The 26,650-nt window shown below is 64.4% G+C and carries 17 protein-coding genes; 12 read left to right on the top strand and 5 right to left on the bottom strand.

Annotated features, from left to right (window positions below; all coding sequences use genetic code 11):
• Window positions 1-13: 13 nt before the first annotated feature.
• Entirely contained in the window at window positions 14-1,264 is a 1,251-nt protein-coding gene (locus tag AB4Z32_RS04885; RefSeq protein WP_441934785.1) for a tetratricopeptide repeat protein, read from the bottom strand.
• The gene (locus AB4Z32_RS04890) at window positions 1,261-3,180 is read right to left on the bottom strand and encodes a CHASE2 domain-containing protein (protein ID WP_441934786.1); all 1,920 of its coding nucleotides are present in this window, start codon (window positions 3,178-3,180) and stop codon (window positions 1,261-1,263) included. The genes AB4Z32_RS04885 and AB4Z32_RS04890 overlap by 4 nt, the downstream gene beginning before the upstream one ends.
• Window positions 3,181-3,377: 197 nt before the next feature.
• On the opposite strand from AB4Z32_RS04890, the gene AB4Z32_RS04895 reads away from it, so the two are divergent.
• The 6 genes from AB4Z32_RS04895 to AB4Z32_RS04920 all read left to right on the top strand — a co-directional run bounded on the left by AB4Z32_RS04895 (window position 3,378) and on the right by AB4Z32_RS04920 (window position 12,784).
• Window positions 3,378-4,733, top strand: a complete 1,356-nt coding sequence (locus tag AB4Z32_RS04895; protein WP_441934787.1) for a FecR family protein — start codon at window positions 3,378-3,380, stop codon at window positions 4,731-4,733.
• 371 nt (window positions 4,734-5,104) lie between these two features.
• Window positions 5,105-7,117 (top strand): DUF4214 domain-containing protein, encoded by a 2,013-nt coding sequence (locus AB4Z32_RS04900; protein ID WP_441934788.1) that lies wholly within the window; start codon window positions 5,105-5,107, stop codon window positions 7,115-7,117.
• A gap of 249 nt (window positions 7,118-7,366) precedes the next feature.
• Entirely contained in the window at window positions 7,367-9,205 is a 1,839-nt protein-coding gene (locus AB4Z32_RS04905) for a type I secretion system permease/ATPase (protein ID WP_441934789.1), read from the top strand.
• 3 nt (window positions 9,206-9,208) lie between these two features.
• Window positions 9,209-10,561, top strand: a complete 1,353-nt coding sequence (locus tag AB4Z32_RS04910; protein ID WP_441934790.1) for an HlyD family type I secretion periplasmic adaptor subunit — start codon at window positions 9,209-9,211, stop codon at window positions 10,559-10,561.
• A gap of 2 nt (window positions 10,562-10,563) precedes the next feature.
• Window positions 10,564-11,952, top strand: coding sequence for a TolC family outer membrane protein (locus AB4Z32_RS04915; RefSeq protein WP_441934791.1), 1,389 nt, complete (start codon window positions 10,564-10,566; stop codon window positions 11,950-11,952).
• Between the two features lie 217 nt (window positions 11,953-12,169).
• Window positions 12,170-12,784 carry a DUF4214 domain-containing protein gene (locus AB4Z32_RS04920; protein WP_441934792.1) on the top strand — a complete coding sequence of 205 codons (615 nt, stop codon included), beginning with the start codon at window positions 12,170-12,172 and terminating at the stop codon, window positions 12,782-12,784.
• A gap of 77 nt (window positions 12,785-12,861) precedes the next feature.
• Here the strand turns inward: AB4Z32_RS04920 and AB4Z32_RS04925 are convergent, their stop codons facing one another.
• Window positions 12,862-13,734, bottom strand: coding sequence for a sulfurtransferase (locus AB4Z32_RS04925; RefSeq protein ID WP_441934793.1), 873 nt, complete (start codon window positions 13,732-13,734; stop codon window positions 12,862-12,864).
• A 136-nt stretch (window positions 13,735-13,870) separates the two neighbouring features.
• Between AB4Z32_RS04925 and AB4Z32_RS04930 the strand changes: the two genes are divergently transcribed.
• The 3 genes from AB4Z32_RS04930 (at window position 13,871) to AB4Z32_RS04940 (ending at window position 20,271) form a co-directional block, all read left to right on the top strand.
• Window positions 13,871-14,995, top strand: coding sequence for an acyltransferase family protein (locus tag AB4Z32_RS04930; RefSeq protein WP_441934794.1), 1,125 nt, complete (start codon window positions 13,871-13,873; stop codon window positions 14,993-14,995).
• Between the two features lie 52 nt (window positions 14,996-15,047).
• The gene (dnaE, locus tag AB4Z32_RS04935) at window positions 15,048-18,542 is read left to right on the top strand and encodes a DNA polymerase III subunit alpha (RefSeq protein ID WP_441934795.1); all 3,495 of its coding nucleotides are present in this window, start codon (window positions 15,048-15,050) and stop codon (window positions 18,540-18,542) included.
• Between the two features lie 178 nt (window positions 18,543-18,720).
• Window positions 18,721-20,271, top strand: a complete 1,551-nt coding sequence (locus AB4Z32_RS04940) for a methyl-accepting chemotaxis protein (protein WP_441934796.1) — start codon at window positions 18,721-18,723, stop codon at window positions 20,269-20,271.
• A gap of 221 nt (window positions 20,272-20,492) precedes the next feature.
• Here the strand turns inward: AB4Z32_RS04940 and AB4Z32_RS04945 are convergent, their stop codons facing one another.
• Window positions 20,493-21,314 carry a glycosyltransferase family 2 protein gene (locus AB4Z32_RS04945; protein ID WP_441934797.1) on the bottom strand — a complete coding sequence of 274 codons (822 nt, stop codon included), beginning with the start codon at window positions 21,312-21,314 and terminating at the stop codon, window positions 20,493-20,495.
• Between the two features lie 316 nt (window positions 21,315-21,630).
• On the opposite strand from AB4Z32_RS04945, the gene AB4Z32_RS04950 reads away from it, so the two are divergent.
• Genes AB4Z32_RS04950 through waaF form a run of 3 tightly spaced genes read left to right on the top strand, consistent with a single transcriptional unit; the run spans window position 21,631 to window position 25,368 of the window.
• A complete protein-coding gene (locus AB4Z32_RS04950) occupies window positions 21,631-22,611 on the top strand; it encodes an O-antigen ligase family protein (protein ID WP_441934798.1) in 981 nt (326 codons plus the stop codon).
• On the top strand, window positions 22,604-24,334 hold the full coding sequence (gene msbA, locus AB4Z32_RS04955) for a lipid A export permease/ATP-binding protein MsbA (protein ID WP_441934799.1): 1,731 nt from the start codon (window positions 22,604-22,606) through the stop codon (window positions 24,332-24,334). The genes AB4Z32_RS04950 and msbA overlap by 8 nt, the downstream gene beginning before the upstream one ends.
• Complete coding sequence (gene waaF / locus AB4Z32_RS04960) at window positions 24,331-25,368, top strand: lipopolysaccharide heptosyltransferase II (protein WP_441934800.1); 1,038 nt, start codon at window positions 24,331-24,333, stop codon at window positions 25,366-25,368. The genes msbA and waaF overlap by 4 nt, the downstream gene beginning before the upstream one ends.
• Before the next feature lie 219 nt (window positions 25,369-25,587).
• Here waaF and AB4Z32_RS04965 read toward each other — a convergent pair whose 3' ends face one another.
• Window positions 25,588-26,532: a VirK/YbjX family protein gene (locus AB4Z32_RS04965; protein WP_441934801.1), complete on the bottom strand. Its 945-nt coding sequence runs from the start codon at window positions 26,530-26,532 to the stop codon at window positions 25,588-25,590.
• Window positions 26,533-26,650 lie beyond the last annotated feature (118 nt).

A 26,650-nucleotide genomic window follows, 5' to 3' on the forward strand; every position in this document is an offset into this window, starting at 1 on the left:
TGGGTTTCCTGCTTCAAGGCAGCTGCCATTGCCAGCTCAGCTGCAAAACCCGGTCATTGTACTGAAAGATCGGTATGTTTTCTTTATTTTGAACGGCGCGTGCTTCCAGTTGTAGCGTTTGGTCCTTGGCAAACCGATAAGACAAGGCGGTACGCACGACCGCGGTCCGCTGCGCGCGCACGGCAGGGATCAGCAGTGCCGGAGCGTAGGGCCGTTCACTGTTCCAGCTCTGGCGCGTGACGGCCAGCTCGCCGATGAAGCCGGCCGGCAGCGCGCGCCGTACCAGCAGGCTGGCGTAGTTGCCATGGCGGTCGCCGCCCGGCCTGCCGGTATGCGCACGGTCGTCCAGCAGTGCGGCGCTGGCGCCGGCATACCACGGGCCGTCGCGGTAGGACAACAGGGCGCGGCCTTCGAGCGTGGCCGAATTGAAGTGCGTGAGCGTCGGATAGTCGTACCACGAAGCGCTGGCGATCAGGCTGAGCTGGGTATTCGCGGGCAGCGGTATCTGGGGCGAGACGCGTGCCTGCAGCTGGCCCAGGCGCTGGTAGAGATGCCCGCCCAGCTTGACCGCACCCAGGTTGACGCTGGTCCTGACCGTCGTGCGCAGCACGCGCCAGGGGACTTCGACGCCGCCGAACAGGACTGCCGTGTCGTATTGGCGCAGGCTGTCGTTGCGGCGCCATTGGTACTGCAGGTAGGCGATGCTGCCGTTGGGCGTCAGCTCGCGCATGTGTTCCATGCCGAGCACGCTGTACTGGTCGTGGTGCGGCAGGAAGTCCGGCAGCAGGGGCAGCTCGACCGGCACGCCGGCATCGACCACCAGCGTCGACACGCTGGCGCCCTGGTTGACGTTCTGGTCGATGCCGCGGCCCACGGTCAGGGTCGTGGTGGCGGTCGGCTTCCAGGGTTTGCAGCCGGTTTCGCGGGTCTCTGCGATCAGGATCAGCATGTCCGGCGTGAGCTGGACGCGCGTCTCGAGCATTGCGAACAGGCGCTCGGCCTCGTCGGCGTTGCCCAGTCCGCACTGGGTCAGCGCCAGGTCGAGCAGGGCGCCTGCCTGCTGGGGGTTGGCAACCAGGCGGCGCAGGATCGCCGAGGCGTCCTTGCGGCGGCCTTCGGCCAGCGCTTCCATCGCCTCCTGGTACATGCGCGCCTCCACGGCTTCGCGATAGGCCTGCTGCTCGGGGGTGTCCGCGCGCGCCGTGGCGCCCGCACCTGCGAGCAGGACGGCGAACAGCGCCGGCAAGGTAAAACGCCTGGTCATGCGGCAGGCCCCTCCGCGGCGGCGCCGGCGATCGGGGTGCTGGTGGTGCTGCCCGCTTGGTTCATGCTGTCCTGAAGAGTGAATACGGTGGTAAGTTGTTCCTTGCCCCGCAGGCGGCGTTCGCCCAGCCGCAGGAAGCGATGCGCGCGTGCGCGTGCGGCGGTGCCGGGGCCGACAATGATGTCGTGCGGATAGTCGCGCGCGGCCTGCTCGAGGCGCGAGGCGGTGTTCACGCTGTCGCCGACCGCGGTGTAGATACTGCGGAAGCTGGTGCCGAAATCGCCTGCCATGGCAGGACCGCTCTCGATGCCGATGCGCACCCGCAGCGGCCGATGGCCGGCCCGCTCGCGCGCGGCGCTGAACCTGGCGACCCGCTCGACGATCATGCGGGCGGCGTCCAGCGCCAGGTCCGCATGGTGCTCGAGTGGAAGCGGCGCGCCGAAGAAGGCGACCAGGCCGTCGCCGGTGTACTTGTCGAGGGTGCCCTGGCGCTCGATCACCGGGCCGGTCAGGCAATCGAGGAAGTCGCGCGTGAGACGTGCCGCGTCCTCGATCGGCAGGGTCTCGACCTGGGCGGTATAGCCTTCCATGTCCGCGATCAAGGTGGTGACCTCGAGCTGGCGCGGCAGCAGCGGATCCTCGAGGTCGCTGCGCAGCAGTTCCGTCACCACGGCCGGCGCGACATACTGGCGCAGCGTACTGAGCAGGTAGCGCGAACGGCGCTGGGTCTGCTGCCACTGGTAGGGCACGGCCACCGCCAGCAACAGCAGGTTGGCGGCGAAAGGCGCGACGGTGTTGAAGTCCGGGTCATGGCTGCAGGCGAGCCAGGCCAGGCCGATCCAGGCGAGCGAACTCACGCCGAGCAGCGCGACACTGGCCATGGCCGACAGGTAGGGGAAGGCCAGCGGCACCAGCAGTGCGGTGAGCAGGGTCCAGCCCAGCGCCAGCCAGGCGCCCGGCCAGCGCGCCGGCGTGTCGCCGGCCTGGCGATCGAGCAGGGTCGACAGCATCGCCGCCTGTACGCCGAGGCCGGGGCGGCTGGCCGCCAGGGGCGTCGCCACACGGTCGCCGGTGCCGAGCGACGAAGAGCCGACCAGCACCAGGCGCCCGCGCACCCCGGCCGGATCGATCGCCTGGTCGAGGACGTCGGCGGCGGAGACCACGGTATAGGCTTTCCAGTCGCGCTTGAAACCGACGCGCATCAAGCCGGTATCGGCCAGCGCCAGCCTGCCTTTGCCGGCGCAGCAGTTGACCATGGCCAGCGCCAGCGCCGGGTAGGCGCGCCCCTCGTAGCGGGTGATCATCGGCACGCGGCGCAGCGTGCCGTCGGGATCGGGGATGAAGCCGATCGCGCCGATGTTCGGCGCCTGCGCCAGGGCCGCATAGTTGGCGATGTAGCCGGTGGCGTCGACGCCGTCCGTGTAGCCGTCGATGGCGCCGCCCAGCACGCCGTCGCGTACCGCTTCGGGACGTACGTGGGCCAGGTCGAAGTCGAAGGCCTGGGCCGGCACCACGGGACCGTGCCGTGCCAGCAGGGCCAGGCGCGTGTCGCCCAGCTGGCCGCCTTCCTTGGGCAGCAGGATGTCGAGCCCGACGCCGCGCGCCTGGTAATGCGACAGCAGGATCTCGACCATGTCGGCCAGGCGCTCGCGCGGCCAGGGCCACGGGCCCAGCCGGGCCAGGCTGGTTTCGTCGATATCGACCACCAGCACGCGCGACTCGGGCGCGTCGCTGACCTGCAGGCGCACGAAACCGTCCCGCATCCATTCGTTGGCGACGAAAGCGAAATGGGATGGCGGGAACCATTCCAGTCCCGCCGTCAACAGCACCGCCACCGCCGCGATCAGCCAGCGAACGAGGGCGGCACGGCGGGATGACTGCGGCGTAGCAGTGGATTGTTTGAGAGGGGCTGCCACGCGGATAAGCGGTTCGTTGGAGATTGTAACTAAATAAAGAAAAATTATAACTCTGAAAAGTTGCTTATGTGCACTGTAAGAATGGGTTAAGACAATTTAGTGACAAGCGGACTCAAGTGTTCAATTATAATTGTGATCGCTGTCACATCCAATTTCTTGCAGGACCCGCTAAGCTCGCGGGCAGGAGAGGACCCACTATGTCGCGTAACCTACTTGCCACCGCTGTTCTTGCAGTTGCCTGCCTCGGCCAGTCCGCCAGCGCAGCCGATGCCGGCCGCATCATTTTCGCCGCCGGCAAGGCAAGCGTCGGCGAGCAGCCGGCGCTGGAAGGCGGCACGGTGCAGGAAGGCCAGCTGCTGGCTACGGGCAGCGACGGCTACATCTATATAAAGACTGCCGACAACGGCCTGTTCATCCTGCGCCCGGGCAGCCAGGCGCGCATCGCCACCTATCGCATCGATAAGGCGAACCCGGCCAATACGCAGGTCAAATTCGAGCTGCTGCATGGGGTGGCGCGCAGCAAGTCGGGCGAGGCCGTCAAGCAGGCGCGCCAGAACTTCCGCTTCAATACGCCAGTGGCGGCGATTGGCGTACGCGGCACCGACTTTACCGTCTTCACCGACGAGCAGACTTCGCGCGTGGCCGTGCTGACCGGCGCGGTGGTGGTCAGCGGTTTTGCCGATGCCTGCAGCCGGGACGGGGTCGGCCCCTGCCAGGGCGCGGCCAGCCGCGAATTGTCGGCCGCCCAGCGTGGCCAGTTGCTGCAGGTAACGCGCGGCCAGGCTGCGCCGCAGCTGCTGAGCGGCAGCCCGCTGTCGCCCGACCTGGTGTCGCCGCCGCGTAACGATGAGCCGGTGGCCAAGGCCGATGGCGGGGCCGCGACAGGGCCCAGCCTGGAAGTCAAGAAAGTAGGGGCGCTGGCGGCGAACGTCGACCAACCGGCCGTCAAGCCACCGGTATTGCCGCCGCCCGCGGTGCCGACGCCGCCGGTCGTGCCCGAGCAGCCGCAATTGCCGACTACGCCGCAGCAGCCTCCCAGTGGCCTCATCTGGGGGCGCTGGGTGCGCTTCGAAGCCTTCAATCCCAAAATCTACCTGGCCCAGGAGATGGACAAGGCAACCCTGATCGCGCAGAACGGTGATTATGCGCTGCTGCGCAGCCCGGGCGCCGAGTTCGTCGCACCGAATAACGGCAGCGTCGGCTTCGCATTGCGTGACAGCGATGCCATCATCAATACGAATTATGGCTACGGTATCCGTACCGCCGTCGCCGCCACGGTGGCCAACGGGACACTGACCGTCGACTTCGGCAACCGCAGCTTCGCGACTGGCTTCGACATCGTCAGCGGCGCCGAATCGATTCCCTTCCGCGCTGTCGGCACGGTTCGCGACGACGGCCGCCTTGCCGGCGACCAGGCCAACGACCGCCCAGGCTTCCTGAACGTGCAAGGCTTGCTGAGTAACGACAAGGGGGGCAGCGCGTCTTATATCTTCGATGGCCGGATTGATTCGCAACGCACTATTAATGGTGCAACCTACTGGTTGAAAAACTAAACAGATATATCAGAAAAGAATGCCCCGGTTTTCCGGGGCTTTTTTTATGTTTGAAATATTGTGTGAGTTTTCCATGGCAATGCATTTTTTAATTCTCACCAATTGTTACATTGGTTGGGGGGGGAAAGCATGCTCGATATTCGAGCATTTTTATATTTCATAGGAAAAACATAGATCTACGGCGTTTAAATCTGTTCACAATGTAAAAAATTGTCGTAATTTTGAACGACTTTTGAAGTTTTGTGATGGCCATCACATTTAATTGAATGTTCCGCGTGTCATTATTCCCGCCGTTGGACAGCAAGGGCAATTCCTGCAGCTGAACAATAGAGACAATAATCGATCGATCGATCTACATGGAGCAACAATAAATGGCAACCACCTACTACAACGATCTGCAAAAGCTGTACGTCGCATACTTCAACCGTCCGGCTGACACCGCTGGTCTGGCCTACTACGAAGGCGTTCTGGAAAACGCCAAGGGCGACGCCAAAGCTGTCGCAGCTACCATGGCCTCGATCTCGGCCAGCTTCGCTGCCTCCGCCGAGTACAAGGCTGCTTACGCCAACATGTCGAACGCCGACGTCGTCAACGCCGTCTACCAGAACCTGTTCGGCCGTCCTGCAGAAGACGCAGGCAAGGCATACTGGGCTGGCCTGCTGGATGCCAAGAAAATCACCATCGACGCAGTCGTGACCCAAGTCGCTGGCGGCGCGCAAGGTTCGGACCTGACCGCCTACAACAACAAGGTTGCCGCTTCGCTGGCATTCACCAACGCGCTGGGCACCACCAACGCCTACTCGGGCGACAAGGCCAACGCTGCTGCCAAGGCATTCCTGTCGGGCATCACCGACAACGCTTCGTTCGCTGCCGCGACCGACACCTATGCCCTGGGCGCAACCATCGCCAAGGTCAACGCTGCCGGCACCCCGTTCACCCTGCAGAGCGGCCTGGCTGCCATGGACGCCGCCAACACCGCGCACAACAACTTCCTGGACGCGTTCGACGGCAAGGCCGACGGCAAGATCACCAAGACCGACGCTGACGTGACCGGCGCTGTCACCACCGCTACCACCAAGGTCGCTGGCCTGGTTGACGCTGCTCTGCCGGCCAACGAAAAGGGCCTGTACGGTGCATCGACCACCTCGGCTACCGTCAAGGCTGCCCTGCTGAGCGAAGCCCAGGCTAACCTGGCTGCCAAGCTGACCGCCGACCAGAAGACCCTGGCCGACGCCAACGCCGCTGTCGCCAAGGTCGCTGGCCTGACCGACGCTCTGGCACAACTGACCGCCGCCAACACCGCTGTGGACAACGCCAACGCCGCCGTCAAGGCTGCCGGTATCGACCTGGCTGCCAAGCTGGGCGCCTTCAACGCGCAGAACACTGCCGTGACCGTCGCTGCCGACGGCACCGTGACCGGCCTGATCACCCTCGACACTAAGGGCAACCTGGTGCTGGCAACCGGCGTGACCGAAACCACCAACCCGGGCGTCACCGCTCTGCTGGCTTCGAGCGTCGCCAAGGAAGCCGCTGACGCGTCCCTGACCTCGGCAAGCACCGCGCAAACCACCGCCCAGGCAACTGTCAGCGGCCTCGACCTGACCGACCAGGCCAAGACCGACCTGAAGGCCATCGCTTCGGCAATGACCATCGTCAAGCTGGATGCCGGTGCAACCCCGACTTCGGCTCAGATCACCACCGAGCTGTCGAGCCTGCAAGCAATCAAGACTTCGGCTGAATCGATCGCTGCCCAGACCGGCGCAACTCAGGCTCAGAAAGACGCAGCCGTTGCCGCAGCCAAAGCGTACAACGACTTCAATTCCCTGGTTACCACGTTCAAGACCGATGACAATGCAGACCCGCTGATCAAGGCACAAGCTGACGCTACCGCTTCTGTCAAGACCGATAGCGACGCAGTCTCGGCCCTGACCAAGGCCCTGGCTGACCTGTCGACCGCCAACGCAAGCAAGGCTCAGCTGGATGCAGTCAACGGCCAGATCAAGGCCGCTTCCGACGCGTTCACCGCCAACAACCTGCTGCAGCCGGTCACCCTGGACGCAGCCCACGCTGCTCCGCTGGCAACCGCTGGCGCCGACATCTTCGTGGCAGGCAAGACCAACGCGACCATCACCAACTTCGGTCTGCTGGGCAACGACGCTCTGTACCTGGGCAGCAAGTACACGCTGAACACCACCGGCGATACCACCAAAGGTAACGACGCCGTGCTGGAAGCCTTCATCGTCAAGAACGGTGCTGACACCAACATCGTTCTGGAGCAGAAGGCCTACGCTTCGAGCAGCGGTACCGACCTGGTCACCATCACCCTGACCGGTGTGGACTCGACCAAAGTGCACCTGAACAACGGCATCATCACCGTGTCGTAATTCAGTCGAATGCCGGGCCGGGCAACCGGCCTGTCTTCGAAAACCCCGCTGCCGCAAGGCAGCGGGGTTTTTCTTTTGCTGCCTGTAACTGCAGAGCTGAAGGGTTTTGTGACCAGTACGCGACCGAATATCGTAAAAAGTGTGATACACGTCACATTTTTGAACAGATCTGGTACATAATGTGCCCGGACAAATTTCTTCGAATCATGGCGTGCTGCGATCGGGAATGATTGAAGTGCGCAAGGCCCTATGAAAAAACTGCTAGAAAAACGCAACGAAATCGATCTGGTGCTGCGGTCTTTCAAGAGCACCTTCTTCACGGTTGGCGCGTTCAGCGCGATCATCAATCTCTTGATGCTGGCGCCTTCGCTGTACATGCTGCAGGTGTATGACCGTGTGCTGGGCAGCCGCAACGAAATCACGCTGTTGATGCTGAGCCTTCTGATCGTCGGCGCCTACCTGTTCATGGGCGGCCTCGAGCTGATCCGCTCCTTCGTGCTGGTGCGCGTCGGTGCGCAGTTCGACATGGTGCTCAACAAGCGCATCTACACCGCGGCATTCGAGCAGAACCTGAAGCAGGCTGGCGGCAATGCCGGCCAGGCGCTGGCCGACCTGACCAGCCTCCGCCAATTCTTGACGGGAAATGCCTTGTTCGCATTTTTCGACGCGCCCTGGTTCCCGATCTACCTGATCGTCATTTTCTTATTCGAGCCTGTTCTCGGCTTCTTTGCGCTGGGCGGCACCATCCTGCTGATCATCCTGGCGGTGGTCAACGAGCGCGTCACCAAGGAGCCGTTGGCGGAAGCGAACTCGATGTCGATCCAGGCCAATACCCTGGCCACGAACAACCTGCGTAACGCCGAGGTCATCGAGTCGATGGGCATGCTGCCGAACCTGATGAGCCGCTGGTTCAAGCTGCACGGCAAATTCCTCGGCCTGCAGGCCAACGCCAGCCAGAAGGCGGGGCTGATTTCCGCACTGACCAAGTTCGTGCAGATGTCGATGTCCTCGCTGGTGCTGGGCCTGGGTGCATTGCTGGTTCTGGATAACAAGATCACTCCCGGCATGATGATCGCAGCCTCGATCCTGCTCGGCCGTACCCTGCAGCCGGTGCAGCAGGTGATCGCCGTCTGGAAGTCGTTCAGCAGCACCCGCAGCGCCTACGAACGTCTCGATGCCCTGCTTGAAGCAAACCCCGCCCGTCCGGCCGGCATGGCCCTGCCCAAGCCCCAAGGCGTCCTGACCCTGGACGGTGTCACCGCCGCGCCTCCTGGCGCGAAAATGCCGGTCGTCAAGGGCGTATCCTTCGCAATCACGCCGGGCGACGTGCTCGGCGTCCTTGGTCCGAGCGGTTCGGGCAAGTCGACGCTGGCGCGCCTGCTGGTCGGCGTGTGGCCGACCATGATGGGCAAGGTGCGCCTGGATGGCGCCGATATCTATCAATGGAACAAGGCCGAGCTGGGGCCGCATGTCGGCTACCTGCCGCAGGACGTCGAGTTGTTCGCGGGGACGATCAGTGAAAACATCGCGCGCTTCGGCGAGGTGATTGCCGAGCAGGTGGTCCAGGCAGCCAAGCGCGCCGGCGTCCATGAGCTGATCCTGCAGTTCCCGGAAGGCTATGACACGAAACTGGGCGACGGCGGCGCCGGCCTTTCCGGCGGCCAGAAACAGCGTATCGGCCTGGCGCGCGCGATGTACGGCGACCCCTCGCTGATTGTGCTCGACGAACCGAATTCGAACCTGGACGATGTCGGTGAGCAAGCCTTGCTGGCAGCCGTGCTCGACCTGCGCCAGCGCGGCAAGACCATCGTCATGATCAGTCACCGCCCGGGTGTCGTGAACGTGACCACCAAGTTGCTGCTGCTGCGCGACGGTGCGGTCCACATGTTCGGGCCGACCCCGCAGGTACTCGCCGCCCTTCAGGAGGCGACCAAGAAGGCGACCGAGGCCCAGGCCGCGGCCCAGGCCCAGTACGCCGCTGCCCAGGCGCAGGTGGCAGCCGCCCAGGCCGCAGCCCAGCGCGCACAGGAAGCCGCAGCGGCCCAGGGAAATACCCCGGCCGACGCTACCACCGAAGAAGGAAAGTAATCGATGAAGTTGATTTCCAATAAGCCGCAAGAAGTCGTCTCGCACGACGTCACGCCGCTGGAAGTGAATACGGATGCGCGCCCGTTCGCGCGCGTGGGCTGGCTGATCGTCCTGTTGGGATTCGGCGGCTTCTTGTTATGGGCATTGTTCGCCCCGCTCGACAAGGGTGTGCCGCTGGGCGGCACCGTGGCGAAAGAGTCGAACCGCCAGGCCGTGCAGCATCTGAGCGGCGGTACCATCCAGGAAATCCTGGTGCGTGACGGCGACGTCGTCAAGGCCGGCCAGGTGCTGGTGCGCATGAACTCGATCGTCGCCAAGGCCGCGGTCGAGATGACCGATTCGGGCTACCTGACCGACCTGGCGATCATGGCCCGCCTGACCGCCGAGCGCGACGGCGCGCATGCGATCAAGTTCCCGGCCGAGCTCGAGCAGCGCCGCAGCGACCCGCGCGTGGCGGACATCATGGCATTGCAGAGCCAGCTGCTGGCGTCGCGCCAGGCTTCGCTGAAGAATGAGCTGGCGGGCGCCGATGAGAGCATCGCCGGCCTGAAGATCCAGATCCAGGGTTTGCAGGAAGCACGTCAGAGCAAGAAAGAGCAGGTCGAGTTCCTCAAGGAGCAATTGTCCGGCATGCGCGACCTGGCCAAGGAAGGCTATGTGGCGCGCAACCGCCTGCTCGACCTCGAGCGCACCTATGCCCAGTTGACCGGCTCGATTTCGGAAGACATCGGCAACATCGGGCGCGCACAACGCCAGGTTGCCGAACTCATGCTGCGCAAATCGCAGCGTGTCGAGGACTACCAGAAGGAAGTGCGTACCCAGTTGACCGAGGTGCAGAAGCAGGCCGAGACGGAGCAGGCGCGCCTGCAGGCCCAGAAGTTCGAGCTGGCCAACGTCGAGGTCAAGGCGCCGGCCGACGGTACCGTGGTCAACCTGGCCGTGTTCACGCCGGGCGGCGTGGTCCAGCCCGGCTTCAAGATGATGGACATCGTACCGACCAATGATCCGTTGGTGGTCGAAGGCCAGCTGCCGGTCAACCTGGTCGACCGCGTGCACCCGGGCCTGCCGACCGAGCTGCAGTTCGCCGCCTTCAACACCAACCGCACGCCGCACATCCCGGGCGAGGTCGACCAGGTGGCGGCGGACCGCACGCTGGACGAGCGCACCGGCAATGCCTACTACAAGGTTCGCGTCAAGGTGACGCCGGAAGGCGCCAGGCTGATCGCCAAGCACAAGATGGCGATTCGTCCCGGCATGCCGGTGTCGCTGTTCGTCAAGACCGGCGAACGCACGATGATGAACTACCTGCTCAAGCCGGTATTCGATCGTGCCAGCTCGGCGCTGAGCGAGGAGTAAGCGTGGCGCGACCAGTCAATATGAGCGGCGTGCGCCGCACGGCTGCCGCGCTCGCCGCGGCGATGTCGGCCCTGCTGGCGGCCGGCCAGGCCAGCGCGATCACGCTGCAGCAGGCCTACGAGGCGGCCCTGAAGAACGATCCGACATACAAGATGAGCTTCTACGAGAAGGAGTCGGCCAAGGAAAACCGCGTGATCGGCCGTTCCTACCTGCTGCCGCAGGTGTCGGCGAGTTTTTCGGCCAGCCGCAACATCACCGACGTCAACACCTGGCAGCCCGGCTATACGAATATCTTCGGCCAATCGGTTCCGGCGACCTGGACGCCGACGCAGCCGCGCTACATCAGCCGTACGAGCGCGGTACAGCTGCGCCAGCCGATCCTGAACCTGGACGGCGTGGCGCGCTACCGCCAGGGCAAGGTGCAGGCGAAGCAGGGCGAAGCCGCCTACGAGGCGGCCGGCGACGACGTCGCGGTGCGCGTGGCCAGCGCCTACATGGACGCCTTGTTTGCTGAGGACCAGTTGGCACTGTCCAGGGTGTCGCGCGACATGTACAAGGAGCAGATGCATGTCAATAATCGCCTGTTCGAGAAGGGCGAGGGCACCAAGACCGACATGCTGGAAACCCAGGCCCGGCTCGATATCGCCGAAGCCCAGGTGACCGAGGCCGAAGACAATGTGGTCGCCGCGCGCGAAACTTTGATCGGCATCATTGGCGTGGACCCGGGCCAGCTGGACAAGCTGCGCGACGGTTTCAATCCGGCCGCGCTGCCGACCGCCGGCTACGAGGACTGGGCCAGAATCGCACGCGAGCACAACCATGAGTTGGCGGCTGCGCGCCTGGCGATCGAGTCCGCGCGCCTGGAGATCGGCAAGCAGAAGGCCGGGCATTATCCGCGCGTCGACCTCACTGCCGTCTACGACAAGAGCGATGCCGCATCGATCAACACCTACAACCAGAAAACGGTTGACCGCGCTATCGGCCTGCAGGTGAGCCTCCCGATCTACCAGGGCGGGGCGATCAGCGCCAGCGCGCGCCAGGCCGCCGACGCCTATGGACGTGCCCAGTCGGATTACGACGCACGCACCAGCAAGGTCATGGTCGAGTTGCGCAAAGCCCACAGCATCGTGCTGTCCAGCGTGCGCAAGATCGAGGCACTGGAGAAGGCGGTTGCCTCCGGCAAGGAACTGATGAAGGCCACGGAGCAGAGCATCAAGGGTGGTGTCCGCATCAACCTCGACCTGCTCAATGCCCAGCAGCAGCTGTACACCAGCCAGCGCGACCTGGCCCAGGCCCGCTATTCCTACCTGATCGGCCTGCTGCGCCTGCGCGCCGCGGCCGGAACGCTGGATGCCTCCAGCGTGCGCGAGGTGGCGGCTTACTTCCACTGATCCTGCGCCATACCTGATATAAGACCCCGCTGCGCGAGCACCGGGGTCTTTTTTACAGCCCGCTTGGGTTAGATATTTAACACTTCTGCGTATGCGACGTGGATTTCTGGGAAAAAATCTTTTTCTTTCAAGAACTTACGAAACATGCTGCACGGTTGAGTGCGCCTCCAAAAAGACGGATACGGTATATTTTTTTACACTTATCTAAAAGGAGGCCATGATGGCGACTACGACGCAAACAGAAGTCCAGAAGCTTTACGTTGCATATTTCAGCCGTCCGGCGGACGTTGCCGGCCTGGCTTATTGGACCAATATCCTCGCGAATAATCCGACCGGCTATCAGCAGATTTCGGCAAGCTTTGCCGCTTCGCCGGAATACAAGGCGATGTATGCGGGCATGGACAGCCACGCCACGGTCAACGCGGTGTACCAGCATCTGTTCGGACGCCCCGCCGAGACTGCCGGTGCCGACTACTGGGCCAATCTGCTGGACAAGAAAGCGATCAGCATCGATAACGTCGTGACCCAGATCGCCGGTGGCGCCCAGGGCAATGACGGTGTCGCCTATAACGGGAAAGTGGCGACTGCCAGCGTCTTCACGGCACACCTGGACCAGCCCGCCGAGCAGCAGGCGTATTCGACCCCGGCCGGCCTCAAGATGGCATCGGACTATCTTGCCGCCATCCACGACCTGGCATCGGGCGCGGCTGCCGTCGACCCGGGCAATATCGACATCACCATCGAGAACATGGTCAAGGCCGCGACCGGTCTGGCAGACCATCCTGTGGGCCTGATCGGCGTTGCCGATCCCGCACATCCGCTGTTCGGCTGAATTTTATTTCACGCAAGCCGCGTGAATGAAATAAAAAATCACCGCCGGCATGACCGGCGGTGTGTCGTTCTGCAACCTTAAACCTGTGCCTGGCCCTGCGCTTGCGGGTCCTGGGCCTGATGGTCGAAGCAATGCGGGCAGGAAACGCCAACCACGTACTCGGGCGCCAGTTGCTGGCGCGGCGTCACCACTGCACGGCAGGCGAAGCACTGCACGGTTTCGGTCGGCTCCAGTTTGGGGTTGAGCGCCGTGCGGTAATCGAAGACGAAGCAGTCGCCCTTGTAGTGGTCGCCGCCGACTTCCTCGAAGTATTTCAGGATCCCGCCGTCGAGCTGGTAGACGCGCTCGTAGCCGATGTTCTGCATGTGGATTGCGGCCTTTTCGCAACGGATGCCGCCGGTGCAGAAGGTCACCACAGTCTTGCCCTGCAGCTCATCCTTGTGCCTGGCGACGACGTCCGGGAACTCGCTGAACTTGTCGATACGGTAGTCGAGCGTGTTCTCGAAGGTGCCGACGTCCACTTCGAAGGCGTTGCGGGTTTCCATCATCACCACCGGCACGCCGTCGTCGTCATGTCCCTGGTCGAGCCAGCGCTTGAGCGTCTTCGGCGCCACCGAGGGCGCACGGCCCAGTTCCGGCTTGATGAGGGGCATGCGCATCGTGATGATTTCCTTCTTGATGCGTACCAGCATGCGGCGGTGCGACTGTTCCTCCGACAGGCTTTCCTTCCATTCCAGGTCGGCCAGGCGGGCGTCGCTGCGTACCCAGGCCAGGTACTGGTCGATGTTCTCGCGCGGACCGGAGACGAACATATTGATGCCTTCCGGCGTCAGCAGCACAGTGCCTTTCAAGCCGAGCTCATTGCACAGCGCCTGGTATTGCTGGCGCATCTCTTCGAGGTTCTCGAGGGTGACGAATTTGTAGGCGGCGATATTGACGTGCATGTTCATTGGGGAGCAAATACAGGAAGACAGCCAGCAATTATAAGACAGTGCCGGCGTGAGGTCAGCCGGGATGTGGATAAGGTGTAGTTTCGCGGTAGTTCGAATTAAAATGCTATTTTTTGCGCAACCTCAGCCGGCCCTTATGAACTCGCTCAATCTGCAGTACAACCCGCGCATCGATCAATTGCGCTGGCTGGCCGCGACCATTGTCTTCCTGTTTCATTTTCAACTCGAGTACCGGGGCCTCGGCGGGCCGGCGCTGGTGACGCCGTGGGCCGGCCTGATCACGGAAGGGCATACCGGGGTCGGCCTGTTCTTCACCCTGTCGGGCTTCCTGTTCATGCAGATCGCCCTGCATCAGAAAGGGATCGTCTACGGCGACTTCGTGCGCAACCGCGTGCTGCGCATCTTTCCCTTGTTCCTGACCATCTTCCTGGTCGCCACCTCGATCGGGCGCGACAATTTCCAGCCCCAGGACCTGCTGTACGTGTTCGCGACCAATCTCGGCCACGCGCCGACCTCGGGCACGCCGATCACGGGCGCGGCCTGGACCATTTCGCTGGAATTCCTGTTTTATATGGTATTCCCCTTCCTGGCGCGCTTTGCCATGGAACGCGGTCCGGGCTATCTGCTCAATCTGCTGTTGCTGATGTTCTTTTTTAAACTCAGCGCTTATACCGTCAACGAAAACAGCACGCTGATGTATTTCTGCACCTTCGTCGGCCGTTTCGACCAGTTCCTGATCGGCATGCTGGCCGCCATGCTGTACCAGCAGCCGCGGATCCGCGGACGCCTGCACGCTTTTTCGCCCTGGCTGCTGCTGATTTCCTTTGCGCTGGTGGTCTGCGACACCGCCGCGCTGCACCGTATCGCACCCTTCGGGGCGACGCCGAAATCGGTGTTCTGGATCTTCTGGTCGATGATCGAGAGCCTGGGCTGGGCGATCTTCATCCTGGCCTGGGTATCCTTCCAGCCACGCCTTCCGGCACCCATCGAACGCGTGCTTTGCCATGGCGGCAAGGTCAGCTTTTCCTTCTACCTCTTGCACATGGCTTTGTTGCATTTGCTGGCAACCCAAGTCGGCATGGTGAGGCTGGTCGGCAACGGCTGGATCGATGCGGCCATCATGATATTGATCACCTATGTCGCCACCTGGCTGCTGGCAACCCTGAGCTATAACACGATCGAAGAACCCTTCCTGCGCATGCGCCGTCATTATGGAAAAGACAAGTCGACGCGGATTGGTGAAATTGCCACAACACAATGACATAAAGAAACCTGGCATCGCAGCAGCGGGCCGGGCGCGGTAAAATGATGGGATGACTGCCCCGACTTTTACCCACCTGCGCGTACACTCCGAATACTCGATCGTCGACGGCCTGGTCCGCATCGACGACCTGGTGGCTGCGGCCGTGAAGGACCAGCAGCCGGCGCTGGCGGTGACCGACCTGGCCAACGCCTTCGCCCTGGTCCGCTTCTACAAGGCCGCGCGCGGCAAGGGCCTCAAGCCCATCGTCGGGGTCGACGCCTGGATCACCAACGACGAGAACCGCGACAAGCCGTTCCGCCTGCTGATCCTCTGCAAGAACAAGACCGGCTACCTGCAGCTGTGCGAGCTGCTGTCCAAGGCCTGGCTCACCAACCAGTACAAGGGCAGGGCGGAAATCCGCGTCGAGTGGCTGGAAGCTCTGGCGACGTCGGTATCGACCCTGGAGCCGGACGTGCCGCAGTCGAACGCCCTGATCGTCCTGTCGGGCGGCCCCTTCGGCGACGTCGCCCAGGCCATCGACAACGGCGACATCGAGAAGGCCGAGGCCTGCGCACAGCGCTGGGCGCGCATCTTCCCGGGCCATTTCTACGTCGAGATCCAGCGTGCCGGCCAGCCCAACCAGGAGCAGCAGGTGCGCCACTCGGTGGCGCTGGCCGGCCGCCTCGGGCTGCCGGTGGTGGCGACCCACCCGGTGCAGTTCATCAAGAAGGAAGAATTCATCGCCCACGAAGCGCGCGTCTGTATCGCGGAAGGCGAGATGCTGGCCAACGCCAAGCGCGTGCGCCGCTTCAACGAGAACATGTGCTTCAAGTCCCAGGACGAGATGGCCGAGCTGTTCAAGGATTTGCCGGGCGCGCTCGCCAATTCCGTCGAAATCGCCAAGCGCTGCAATGTTACGCTCACGCTGGGCAAGCCGCAGCTGCCGAACTTCCCGACCCCGGGCATGACCATCGACGAGTTTCTCATCGCCGAGACCAGGAAGGGACTGGAGGAACGCCTGGTCCAGCTGTTCCCGGATCCGGAGCAGCGCGAAAAGGAACGCCCGCGCTACGAAGCGCGCCTGGAGTTCGAGAACAACACCATCATCAAGATGAAGTTCCCGGGCTACTTCCTGATCGTGGCGGAGTTCATCCAGTGGGGCAAGAACAACGGCGTGCCGATCGGCCCGGGCCGCGGTTCCGGCGCGGGCTCGCTGGTCGCTTACGCCCTCAAGATCACCGACCTCGATCCGCTGAAATACAACCTGCTGTTCGAGCGCTTCCTGAACCCGGAACGCGTCTCGATGCCCGACTTCGACATCGACTTTTGCCAGGAAAAGCGAGAGCTGGTGATCCAGCACGTGAAGGACCTGTACGGCCGCGACGCGGTCTCGCAGATTGCCACCTTCGGTACCATGGCGGCCAAGGGCGCGATCCGCGACGTCGGCCGTGTGATGGACTTCGGCTATACCTTCTGCGATGGCATCTCCAAGCTGATTCCGTTCAAGCCGGGCAAGCCGGTCTCGATCGCCGAGGCGATCGAAGAAGAGCCGATGCTCAAGGAACGCCTCGAGAACGAGGAAGAGGTGAAGCAGCTGCTGGATCTTGCCCAGCAGGTCGAGGGCATCACCCGTAACATCGGCATGCACGCCGGCGGCGTGCTGATCGCCCCCGGCAAGCTGACCGACTTCTGCCCGCTGTACACCCAGGGCGGCGACGCCGGCGTGGTCTCGCAGTACGACAAGGACGACGTCGAAGCCGCCGGCCTGGTGAAGTTCGACTTCCTGGGCCTGACCACCCTGACCATCCTCGACCGCGCCGTGAACTACATCCGCGCGCTCGATCCGCAGGACGCCGGCTTCAACCTGGAATCGCTGCCGCTGACCGACCGGCCTTCGTACAAGCTGCTGACGGAGGCGAAGACCGTCGCCGTGTTCCAGCTTGAATCGCGCGGCATGCAGGGCATGCTGAAGGATGCGCGTCCCGACCGCTTCGAGGACATTATTGCGCTGGTGGCGCTCTACCGTCCGGGCCCGATGGACCTGATCCCGGACTTCTGCAAGCGCAAGCACGGCGAGAAGTTCGACTATCCGGACCCGCGCACCGAGTCCATCCTGTCCGAGACCTACGGCATCATGGTCTACCAGGAGCAGGTGATGCAGATGGCGCAGATCGTCGGCGGCTACTCGCTGGGCGGCGCGGACATGCTGCGCCGCGCGATGGGCAAGAAGAAGGCCGAGGAGATGGCGGAGCACCGCGAAATCTTCCGCGCCGGCGCCGCCAAGGACGGCTTGTCGACCGAGAAGGCCGACGAGATCTTCGACCTGATGGAGAAGTTCGCGGGCTACGGCTTCAACAAGTCGCACGCCGCCGCCTATGCGCTGCTGTCGTATCACACGGCGTATTTGAAGGTCCACCACACCGCCGCGTTCATGGCAGCCAACATGTCGCTGGCCATGGAAGACACGGACAAGATCAAGATCCTGGTCGAGGATTCGATCGACGTCTGCAAGCTGACCATCCTGCCGCCGGACGTCAACGAATCGCAGTTCCGCTTCACGCCGGAAGGCCCGCCGCGCTCCGTCACCGGCAAGCAGGTGTCGAACATCCGCTACGGCCTGGGCGGCGTGAAGGGCGCCGGCCAGGGCGCGATCGAAGCCATCATCGCGGCGCGCAAGGACGGCGGCAAGTTCAAGGACCTGTTCGACTTCTGCCTGCGCGTGGACCGCAAGCAGATCAACCGCCGCACCATCGAATCCCTGATCCGCGCCGGCGCCATGGACTGCTTCGGCGTCGACCGCGCGGTGCTGCTGGCTTCCGTCGGCTTCGCGATGGAAGCGGCCGGCCAGGCGGCTGCGGCGGCGAACCAGGTCAGCCTGTTCGGCGGCATTGACTCCGACCTGGTCGCTCCGCCGGAGTATGTGAAGGCCACGCCCTGGACCGACCGGCAGAAGCTGTCGGAAGAGAAGACCGCGCTCGGCTACTACCTGTCGGGCCACATGTTCGACTCCTACCAGCAGGAGGTGCGGCGCTTCGCCAAGACCAAGCTGAAGGACCTGGAGCCGTCGCGCGATCCGCGCATGCTGTGCGGCGTGATCACCGGCGTGCGCACCCAGCTGACCCAGCGCGGCAAGATCCTGATCGTCACCCTGGACGACAAGACCTCGGTGGTCGAAGTCACGATCTACAACGAGCTGTTCGAGGCCAACAAGAACATCTTCCGCGAAGACGAATTCCTGCTGGTGGTCGGCAAGGTCTCGGAAGACCGCTTCAACGGCGGCCTGCGCATCACCGCCGAGAAGGCCTTCGGCATCGCCGAGGCGCGCATCCAGTACGGCCACAAGCTGGAGATGGAGGTCGCCTGCACGATCAGCCCGGCCAAGCTGGCCGAGATCCTGCAGCCCTACCGCCAGCACGACGGCCTGTCGGTCAGCCTGCGCGTGTCGCCGCAGGGCATTCCCTGCGTGGTGCAGCTGGGCGACGGCTGGCGGGTGGCGCCGTCGGACGAGTTGAAATATGCGCTCGAGCTGCAGCTGGGGGCGAAAGAGGTGGCGGTCGAGTATTGATGCAGTGAGCGTGGGCACGGTGCGCATCGATAACCTGGGTGGGCACACCGTGCCCACGCGCGACAACGTTCGGTTTAGATACTGAACACAAAAATATCTTCCATATTTAATTTCTTGTCATCGAGTTTCAGCACGGTTTTGGCGATAGTGTCCCAGGGCAACTTATCGTGTCGTCACCATGAAACTCTCCTTCCGACAGAAACTCTTCCTTCCCCTGCTGCTGAGCCTGCTTTGCCTGTTCGCGGTATTCGTCCTCGACTCCCTGCACAACCGCGAAGTCCGTCTTGACGAGCGCAAGACCCAGCTCGCCGATGCCGGCCAGATGGCGGCGTCGATCGCCAAGGAATACGGCGCGCTGGCGGCCAGCCATGCGCTGACGATCGAGGAAGCGAAGATGCAGGCGCTGGCCCGCATCAAGGCGCTGCGCTACGGCGAGTCCGGCTACCTGGTCGTGTTCGACGGCGAGCAGGTGCTGATGCATCCGATCAAGGCCGAGCTGGTCGGCTCGAAGACCAGCGCCACCCGCGATCCGGAAGGCCGCCAGGTCTTCCTGGACGCCATCGCCACCGCCAACGCGTCGAAGGACGGCGGCGGCTTCACCAGCTACCTGTGGGCCAAGCCGGGTGCGCAGAAGCCGGTGCCGAAGCTGACCTACACCCTGGCCTATCGACCCTGGGGCTGGAACATCATGACCGGCCTGTACATCGACGACCTCGACCAGGCCTTCTACCGGAATCTGGGCGAATCGGCGATCTGGCTGACGCTCATCGGCGCGGCCTTGGGCGTGGTGGTCGTGCTCCTGACCCGCAAGATCGAAGCCTCGCTGGGCGGCGATCCGGGCTATGCGGTCGAGGTGGCGCGGCGCATCGCCGGCGGCGACCTCGGCACGGAAGTGATCGTGCGCGAAGGCGACCGCGACAGCCTGATGGCGGCCATGAAAGCCATGCGCGATGCCCTCGCCGGCATCGTGACCCAGGTGCGCAGCGGCACCGACCTGATCGCGACGGCCTCGAGCCAGATCGCCAGCGGCAACCTGGACCTGTCGAGCCGCACCGAGGAGCAGGCCAGCTCGCTGGAAGAGACAGCGGCCTCGATGGAGGAGCTGACCAGCACCGTCAAACAGAGCGCCGAGAACGCGCGCCAGGCCAGCCAGCTGGCCGAATCGGCCGCCGGTGTGGCCGACCGCGGCGGCGAGGTGGTGGCGCGCGTGGTCGACACCATGGAAGCGATCAAAACGTCGTCCAACAAGATCGTCGACATCATCGGCGTCATCGACGGCATCGCTTTCCAGACCAATATCCTGGCGCTGAACGCGGCGGTCGAGGCGGCGCGCGCGGGCGAGCAGGGCAGGGGCTTCGCGGTGGTGGCGGGCGAGGTGCGCAATCTGGCCCAGCGCTCGGCCCAGGCGGCCAAGGAGATCAAGGAACTGATCGGCGACTCGGTCGAGAAGGTCGGCGACGGCGCGACGCTGGTGCTGGATGCCGGCGCCACGATGCAGGAGATCGTCGCCAGCGTGAACCGCGTCAGCAGCATGATCGGCGCGATCAGCAGCGCCACCCGGGAGCAGGGCACGGGCATCGAGCACATCAACCAGGCGATTGCCCAGATGGACCAGGTGACCCAGCAGAATGCCTCGCTGGTGGAGGAAGCGGCGGCGGCGTCGGAAGCGATGCAGGAGCAGGCGGCGAAGCTGGCGCGGACGGTCAGTGTGTTCCGGGTGGCTGCCTAAAAACCTCGAAAGTTGCCGTCGTCCGTGCAAACTACCGTCGTCCCCGCGAAGGCGGGATAGTGCCCCCGGCACTATCCCCCCAAGTTTGCATGCGTTTCGACAGCTCAAGCAAAACTTGGATCCCCGCCTGCGCGGGGACGACGGGTGAACGCGGGGACGACGGGTGAATGCGGGAACGACGGGTGAATGCGGGAACGACGGGTGAATGCGGGAACGACGGCTCAAGCGTGTTCGCGTAATCCGACGGTCGCCTGCGTCACCTTGGCCGCCGCCCGCTCCAGCACCACCTTCCGGTTGCTGGACTCCTGATCCCGCTGCGCCTCGCGGTGCCACAGGTGGAATACTTCGGTGGCAAACGCCCCATCCTTCCGTTTCACGCCGGCGTGAAACAGGCGCACCACGAGATCCGAATCCTCGTGGCCCCATCCCGTAAAACTCTCGTCGAAGCCGTTCACGCGTTCCAGGTCGCTGCGCCAGACCGCCAGGTTGCAGCTCTTGATGCGCCGCCAGGAGAAGCTGTTGCGCACGCGCCCCAGGTCGGGCCAGCGCAGGCCCAGCTGCAGCGTCTTGTTCAGGTCGCCGCGCAGGCGCCAGGCCATGCGGGTGGCGAGGCCGGTGTCCGGAATCTCGATGCCTTCGTTCAATACCCGCCGCGTCAGGCGCTCGCTCATCAGGATGCGGCTGCCGGAGACCAGGCAGCCCGGTTCCGACAGGGCCCGGTGGCGCGCGATGAAGTCGCGCTGCGGGATGCAGTCGCCGTCCAGGAAAATGATGTATTCACCCTGCGCGGCCAGGGTGCCGCGGTTGCGCGCCATCGCCGCGCGGAAGCCCTCGTCGGGCTGCCAGACGTGGTGAACCGGCATCGGCGCGTCCGCCGCGAGTTGTTGCACAAGGTTACGCGTGTTGGCAGTCGAGCCATCATCAGCGATAATGATTTCGAAATTCTTGTCGTTCTGCATGAAACATGCCCGCACCACCGCGGCCAGCGCATCCGGCCGGTTGTAGGTGGTGATCACGACCGAGATTGTCTGTGCGTGCCGCATATGGTCCGATGTACACTGCTGTATTCAGGGGCAAGAGTATCCCACAAGAACATCAATGAACAGTAATTCGACGAATCCAAGGGATCCAGTGCAGCTCTGGACCGGCTCCCTTGCCTTCCTGTTTCCGTTTCTAAGCCTCGTCACCCTGTTCGGCGTCAGTCTTGGTAGTTTCCTGTTCCTGATCACCGCTTTGATCTCGTTCAAGCCGTGCCGTGACGCGCTGGCGCGCCATTGGCCGCAGGTGCGCTGGGTCGTGCTAGCCTTTCTGCTGCACTTCTTGTTCGTGCTGGGCTGTGCCTTGGTGCGCGGAGCAAATATGAACACGGTGGAAAAGCCGGCGCGCATGTTCTTTGCGGTGAGTGCGCTGGCGGCAGTACTGGCGCTGCGGCCGCCGCGCCGCATGCTGTGGTGGGGCGTGATCGCCGGCGCGATGGCGGCCTTGCCCTTCGTGGCCTGGCAGCGGCTGGTGCTGGGAATCGACCGCCCGGGCGGCCTGATCAATGCGATCACCTTCGGCGACCTGGCGCTGCTGCTGGCGCTGCTGTCGGTGACGGCCGCGATCGACTTGCGCGACGAGCCGCGGCAGTCCAGGCTGGCGGCCTTCGGCGCGCTGGCCGGGCTGGCGTCCTCGCTGCTGACCGGCAGCCGCGGCGGCTGGCTGGCGCTGGCGCTGGCGGCGCTGCTGTTCCTGCGCCATGCGCGGATGCTGGGCGGCGCCCGGGTGCGCGCCCTGCTGGCAGTCGGCGCGGCGGTGGTGCTGGTGTCCTGGTTCGTGCCGGCCAGCGGCATGCAGGCGCGCTTCGACGAAGGCGTGAGCGACGTCCGCACCTGGGTCGACGGCGGCAACGTCTTTACCCGGGTCGGTACCCGGCTCGAGCTGTGGAAGGGCGCTTCCATGCTGATCGCCGAGCATCCGCTGCTGGGGATGGATTTCCAGGCCTGCCGCGCGCGCCTGGCCGAATATGCCCACGAAGGCAGGCTCGACCCGGTGGTATTGTCGCTGCCGCACCTGCATAATGACGGATTGCAGGAATTGGCGACCGGCGGCGTGGTCGGCTTCGCGCTGTGGCTGGCGACGATGGCGGCGCCGCTGCTGTTCTTCGCGGGTCAGCTGCGCGGCGCGCCCGGCGGTCCGCAGGCGGCGGTCGCGCTGGCCGGCGTATTGGTTGTGACCAGCTACGTGAGCTTCGGCCTGACCGAAGTGATCTTCTGGTCGGTGAAAGGCAGCCTGTTTTACGCGCTCATGGTGTTCCTGCTCATGGGCTTCTGCCTGAATGCGAAAGAAAAAATTGGATAACAGTGTCATCATCAAGCGCCTCTGGGCGATCCTGAAACCCTATCGCGGGCGCGCCTTCCTGGCGCTGCTGGCGATGGCGCTGACGGCCGCCACCCAACCGCTGGTCGCCAAGGCGCTGCAGCTGCTGATGGACGAAGGCTTCCGCGAAACGCCCGGCTTCTCGCTGTGGTGGATTCCCGGCGTGCTGGTGTCGCTGTTCGTCCTGCGCGGCGTCGGCACCTTCGCCACCGCCTACTACAACAACTGGGTGCTGAGCCGGATGACCAACGACCTGCGCGCGATGGCCTTCGAGCGCCTGCTGCGCCTGCCGGCGGCGCGCTTCCAGCAGGAGTCCACCGGCAAGATCATCAACACCGTGGTGGCCGACGTGCGCCAGGTCGTGGACATGATCCAGTCGGTGTTCGTCGCCTTCGTGCGCGACACGCTGGTGGTGATCGGCCTGCTGGGCTATCTGCTGCACCTGAACTGGAAGCTGACCCTGGTGGCGATCGTGGTGGTGCCGCTGACCGCGGTGATCGTGCGCACCACCAGCAAGCGCCTGCGTCACCTGAACCGGGAGAACCAGCGCGTCACCGCCGAGATGACCCAGGTGGTCGAGGAAGCCGCGCGCGGCTACCAGGTGATTCGCGTGTTCTCCGGCGAGCGCTACGAGAACCGGCGCTTCCATCAGCGCAGCGAAGCCCTGCGCGGCTTCTCGCAGCGCATGACGGTCGCCTTTGCCGCCACCACGCCGGTGACCCAGATCGCGACCTCGCTGGCGCTGTCGCTGGTGGTGATGCTGGCCCTGCGCGCCGGCATGACCCAGGGCGAATTCACCGCTTTCGTCACCTCGATGCTGATGCTGCTGACGCCGCTGAAGGCGCTGGCCGAAGTGAACGGCCCCATGCAGCGCGGGATTGCGGCCGCCGAGACCGTGTTCCAGCTGATCGACGAGCCGGTCGAGCACGATCCGGGCACGCGCTCGCTCGGCCGCGCACAAGGCCGGGTGCGCTTCGAGCGCGTTTCCTTCCGCTACCCGAACGTCCAGGCGCGGGCGCTGGACGAAGTGTCGCTCGACGTCGAGCCGGGCCAGACCGTGGCCCTGGTCGGGATGTCGGGCGGCGGCAAGTCCACCTTCGTCAATCTGGTCGCGCGGTTCTACGAGCCGGAGAGCGGCCGCATCCTGCTGGACGGCGTGCCCTACCAGGACATCCGGATGCCCAGCCTGCGTTCCCAGCTGGCCCTGGTGGGCCAGAACGTGGTGCTGTTCGACGACACACTGAAGGCCAACATCGCCTACGGCGCCGAGCAGGTCGACTATGCGCGGCTGGCGGCGGCGATCAAGGCGGCCCACCTCGACGACGTGGTGGCGCGCCTGCCGAACGGCGTCGAGACCATGATCGGCGAGAACGGCATGCGCCTGTCCGGCGGCCAGCGCCAGCGCGTGGCGATCGCGCGCGCCATCTACAAGGATGCGCCGATCCTGATCCTCGACGAGGCGACGTCGGCGCTCGACAACGAATCCGAACGCGCCGTGCAGGCCGCGCTCGATACCTTGATGGCTGGCCGCACCACCTTCGTGGTCGCGCACCGCCTGTCGACCATCGAGCGCGCCGACCTGATCGTGGTGATGGAGCAGGGCCGCATCGTCGAACAGGGCACCCACGACGAGCTGCTGGCGCTGGGCCGCGCCTACGCCAACCTGTACCGGCTGCAGTTCACGACCCCGGCGGAAGCGACATGAACGGCCAGGAGCGCACCCTCGTCATCTCGCCGAACTGGATCGGCGACGCCGTGATGGCCCAGCCCCTGCTGCGCCTGCTCAAGCAGGCCCACCCGGAGCGCGCCATCGACGTGCTGGCGCCGCCGCAGGTGGTGCCGGTGTGGCGCCGCATCCAGGAAGCCGACCAGATCATGGAGACGCCGTTCCGGCACCGCGCCCTGCAGCTGGGCGAGCGCCTGAAGACGGCGCGGCAGCTGCGCAAGCGCGGCTACCGCGACGCCTATGTGCTGCCGAACACCCTGAAATATGCCTTGATCCCCTGGCTCGCGCGGATTCCGCAACGGGTCGGCTACAAGGGAGAGATGCGCTACGGGATGGTCAACGTGATGCACCACGACGACAGCCCGCCGCGCTCGATGGTGCCGTTCTACGCGGCGCTGGCGCGCGAGCCCGAGCTGCCGCTGCCGGGCCAGCTGGCGCGGCCCTCGCTGATCGTGGCCGGCGAAGAAACCGAGACCGTCGCCCGGCGCCTCGGCATCGACCTGCAGCGCCCGCTGGTGGCCTTCGCCCCGGGCGCGGAGTTCGGCATCGCCAAGCGCTGGCCGCCGGCCCACTACGGCGAGCTGGCGGCGCGCGTGGCGGACACGGTGCCGGGCGTGCAGGTGGCGCTGCTCGGATCGCCGAACGACCAGGAAGCCTGCGACCAGGTCCTGGCCAGGGCCGGCGCCGCATCCAGCCTCATCCTCAACCTGGCCGGCCAGACCTCGCTGGACGACGCCATCGCCCTGCTGGCGCAGGCGCGCGCGGTGGTCTCCAACGACTCGGGCCTGCTGCACATCGCCTCGGCCCTGAACCGCCCGGTGGTGGCGCTGTACGGCTCGACCGATCCGGACTACGCGCCGCCGCTGTCGGAAATCGCACGCACCGTCTCCCTGCGCCTGGAATGCTCGCCCTGCCGCAAGCGCGAATGCCCGCTGGGGCATCACGACTGCATGAACAAGATGAGCGTGGATCGCGTCTGGAACGAACTGGCCCCCATCCTGACCCGCACCTGAAAAATTCGGGGTCAGAGCACTTTTTAAAAATTCGGGGTCAGAGCACTTTTTTTGGCAAAAGCCCTCGGGCAATCGCCAAGGACTACCTTTGCAGACCGCAGCGTCGGCATCGCCCGGAAGGGAGCGCCTTCGGGCCCTCGGCCGGACCAAAAGGTTTATCTGGGGCCATTGCTCAAAAAAGTGCTCTGACCCCGAATTTGATGACCCCGAATTTGATGGTCAGCTGCGGGCGCGCAGGTTGAGGCAGACGCCTTCGGCGAGGCCGCACAGCAGTTCGTGGCGCTTTCTTGCTTCCGAGCGCTTCTTCGACGGGATGTTTTCCAGGTCCGGCGCCGCTATCGGGGCGCACTCCAGTTCGTAGTCGCCGCTGGCGTTCCTGACGGCGCCCATCTCTTCCCACAGCAGGTCGTAATCCGCCAGCACGCGGCCGAGGCGGATCGCCGTGTAGATCACACGGTTGCGGTTCGAGACCAGGTGCAGGCGCTCGCAGCCGTATTCGAAGCCGAGCTGGCGCACCAGGCTCACCATCAACTGCTTGGGGCGGAGGCCGTGCAGGTCACGGGTGGCCAGGCGGATCGCTTCGCGGGCGTCGTCAAGCTTGCCGCCCTGGACGCAGCCGATGCTGATGGCCGGACGGCCGGCGCGCGGAGCGATCGTGAAGGCCACCGTGTAGATCACCTTGCCGTCCTGGGCCAGTTGCATGACCAGTTCGCCTTCGCGGTCGAACATGTTCACCGTGCGCAGCTGGATCTCGTAGGGCAGGCCGCTCTTGCCTTCGGCAGCCGCCAGCACCACCGGCCCGATGCTGGCGCGCGCCACCGTCTGGCCGAGGCCGAGGCGGAAGATAAACTGGTAGTGGGCCTGGATCGCCGCCAGCCTTTCCCCGGCCGTCAGGGCCTGGCTGTTATACGGGCGGTAGACCTTGTACAGGAAGCGCGGGCAGTTGCGCACGTATTCCGAGAAGGCCGGATGGGAATTCAGCAGGTGCAGCCAGGCCGGGGTCTGCAGCGGATGCAGCAGGGCGCGCACGCGGATCTTGATCCGCTCGCGCAGCAGCGGCAGGCGCGACAGGTGGGAAGGAACCGCCGAGTCCAGGGTGACGGACGGCGTGGCGGCGGCGATGAGCCGTTCGGCCCAGCCCCGTTCTTCACGATAAAGCTTCATTCCGGGCTCCCTGCGCTGGCAAGAGGAAAAGAGATCGATAAGACAAGGCAGGCGGACATGGCTGTGAACACGGAATCGCGTAACGTAACGCTATGTAACACAGTGTAACTAAAGAAGT

The organism is Massilia sp. 2TAF26, from assembly GCF_052115005.1.
Lineage (GTDB): Bacteria > Pseudomonadota > Gammaproteobacteria > Burkholderiales > Burkholderiaceae_D > Telluria.

Coding starts and splice junctions, on each gene's coding strand:
- AB4Z32_RS04885 (WP_441934785.1), bottom strand. CDS start 1,264: ATGACCAGGCGTTTTACCTTGCCGGCGCTGTTCGCCGTCCTGCTCGCA.
- AB4Z32_RS04895 (WP_441934787.1), top strand. CDS start 3,378: ATGTCGCGTAACCTACTTGCCACCGCTGTTCTTGCAGTTGCCTGCCTC.
- AB4Z32_RS04900 (WP_441934788.1), top strand. CDS start 5,105: ATGGCAACCACCTACTACAACGATCTGCAAAAGCTGTACGTCGCATAC.
- AB4Z32_RS04905 (WP_441934789.1), top strand. CDS start 7,367: ATGAAAAAACTGCTAGAAAAACGCAACGAAATCGATCTGGTGCTGCGG.
- AB4Z32_RS04910 (WP_441934790.1), top strand. CDS start 9,209: ATGAAGTTGATTTCCAATAAGCCGCAAGAAGTCGTCTCGCACGACGTC.
- AB4Z32_RS04920 (WP_441934792.1), top strand. CDS start 12,170: ATGATGGCGACTACGACGCAAACAGAAGTCCAGAAGCTTTACGTTGCA.
- AB4Z32_RS04925 (WP_441934793.1), bottom strand. CDS start 13,734: ATGAACATGCACGTCAATATCGCCGCCTACAAATTCGTCACCCTCGAG.
- AB4Z32_RS04930 (WP_441934794.1), top strand. CDS start 13,871: ATGAACTCGCTCAATCTGCAGTACAACCCGCGCATCGATCAATTGCGC.
- dnaE (WP_441934795.1), top strand. CDS start 15,048: ATGACTGCCCCGACTTTTACCCACCTGCGCGTACACTCCGAATACTCG.
- AB4Z32_RS04940 (WP_441934796.1), top strand. CDS start 18,721: ATGAAACTCTCCTTCCGACAGAAACTCTTCCTTCCCCTGCTGCTGAGC.
- AB4Z32_RS04945 (WP_441934797.1), bottom strand. CDS start 21,314: ATGCGGCACGCACAGACAATCTCGGTCGTGATCACCACCTACAACCGG.
- AB4Z32_RS04950 (WP_441934798.1), top strand. CDS start 21,631: ATGAACACGGTGGAAAAGCCGGCGCGCATGTTCTTTGCGGTGAGTGCG.
- waaF (WP_441934800.1), top strand. CDS start 24,331: ATGAACGGCCAGGAGCGCACCCTCGTCATCTCGCCGAACTGGATCGGC.
- AB4Z32_RS04965 (WP_441934801.1), bottom strand. CDS start 26,532: ATGAAGCTTTATCGTGAAGAACGGGGCTGGGCCGAACGGCTCATCGCC.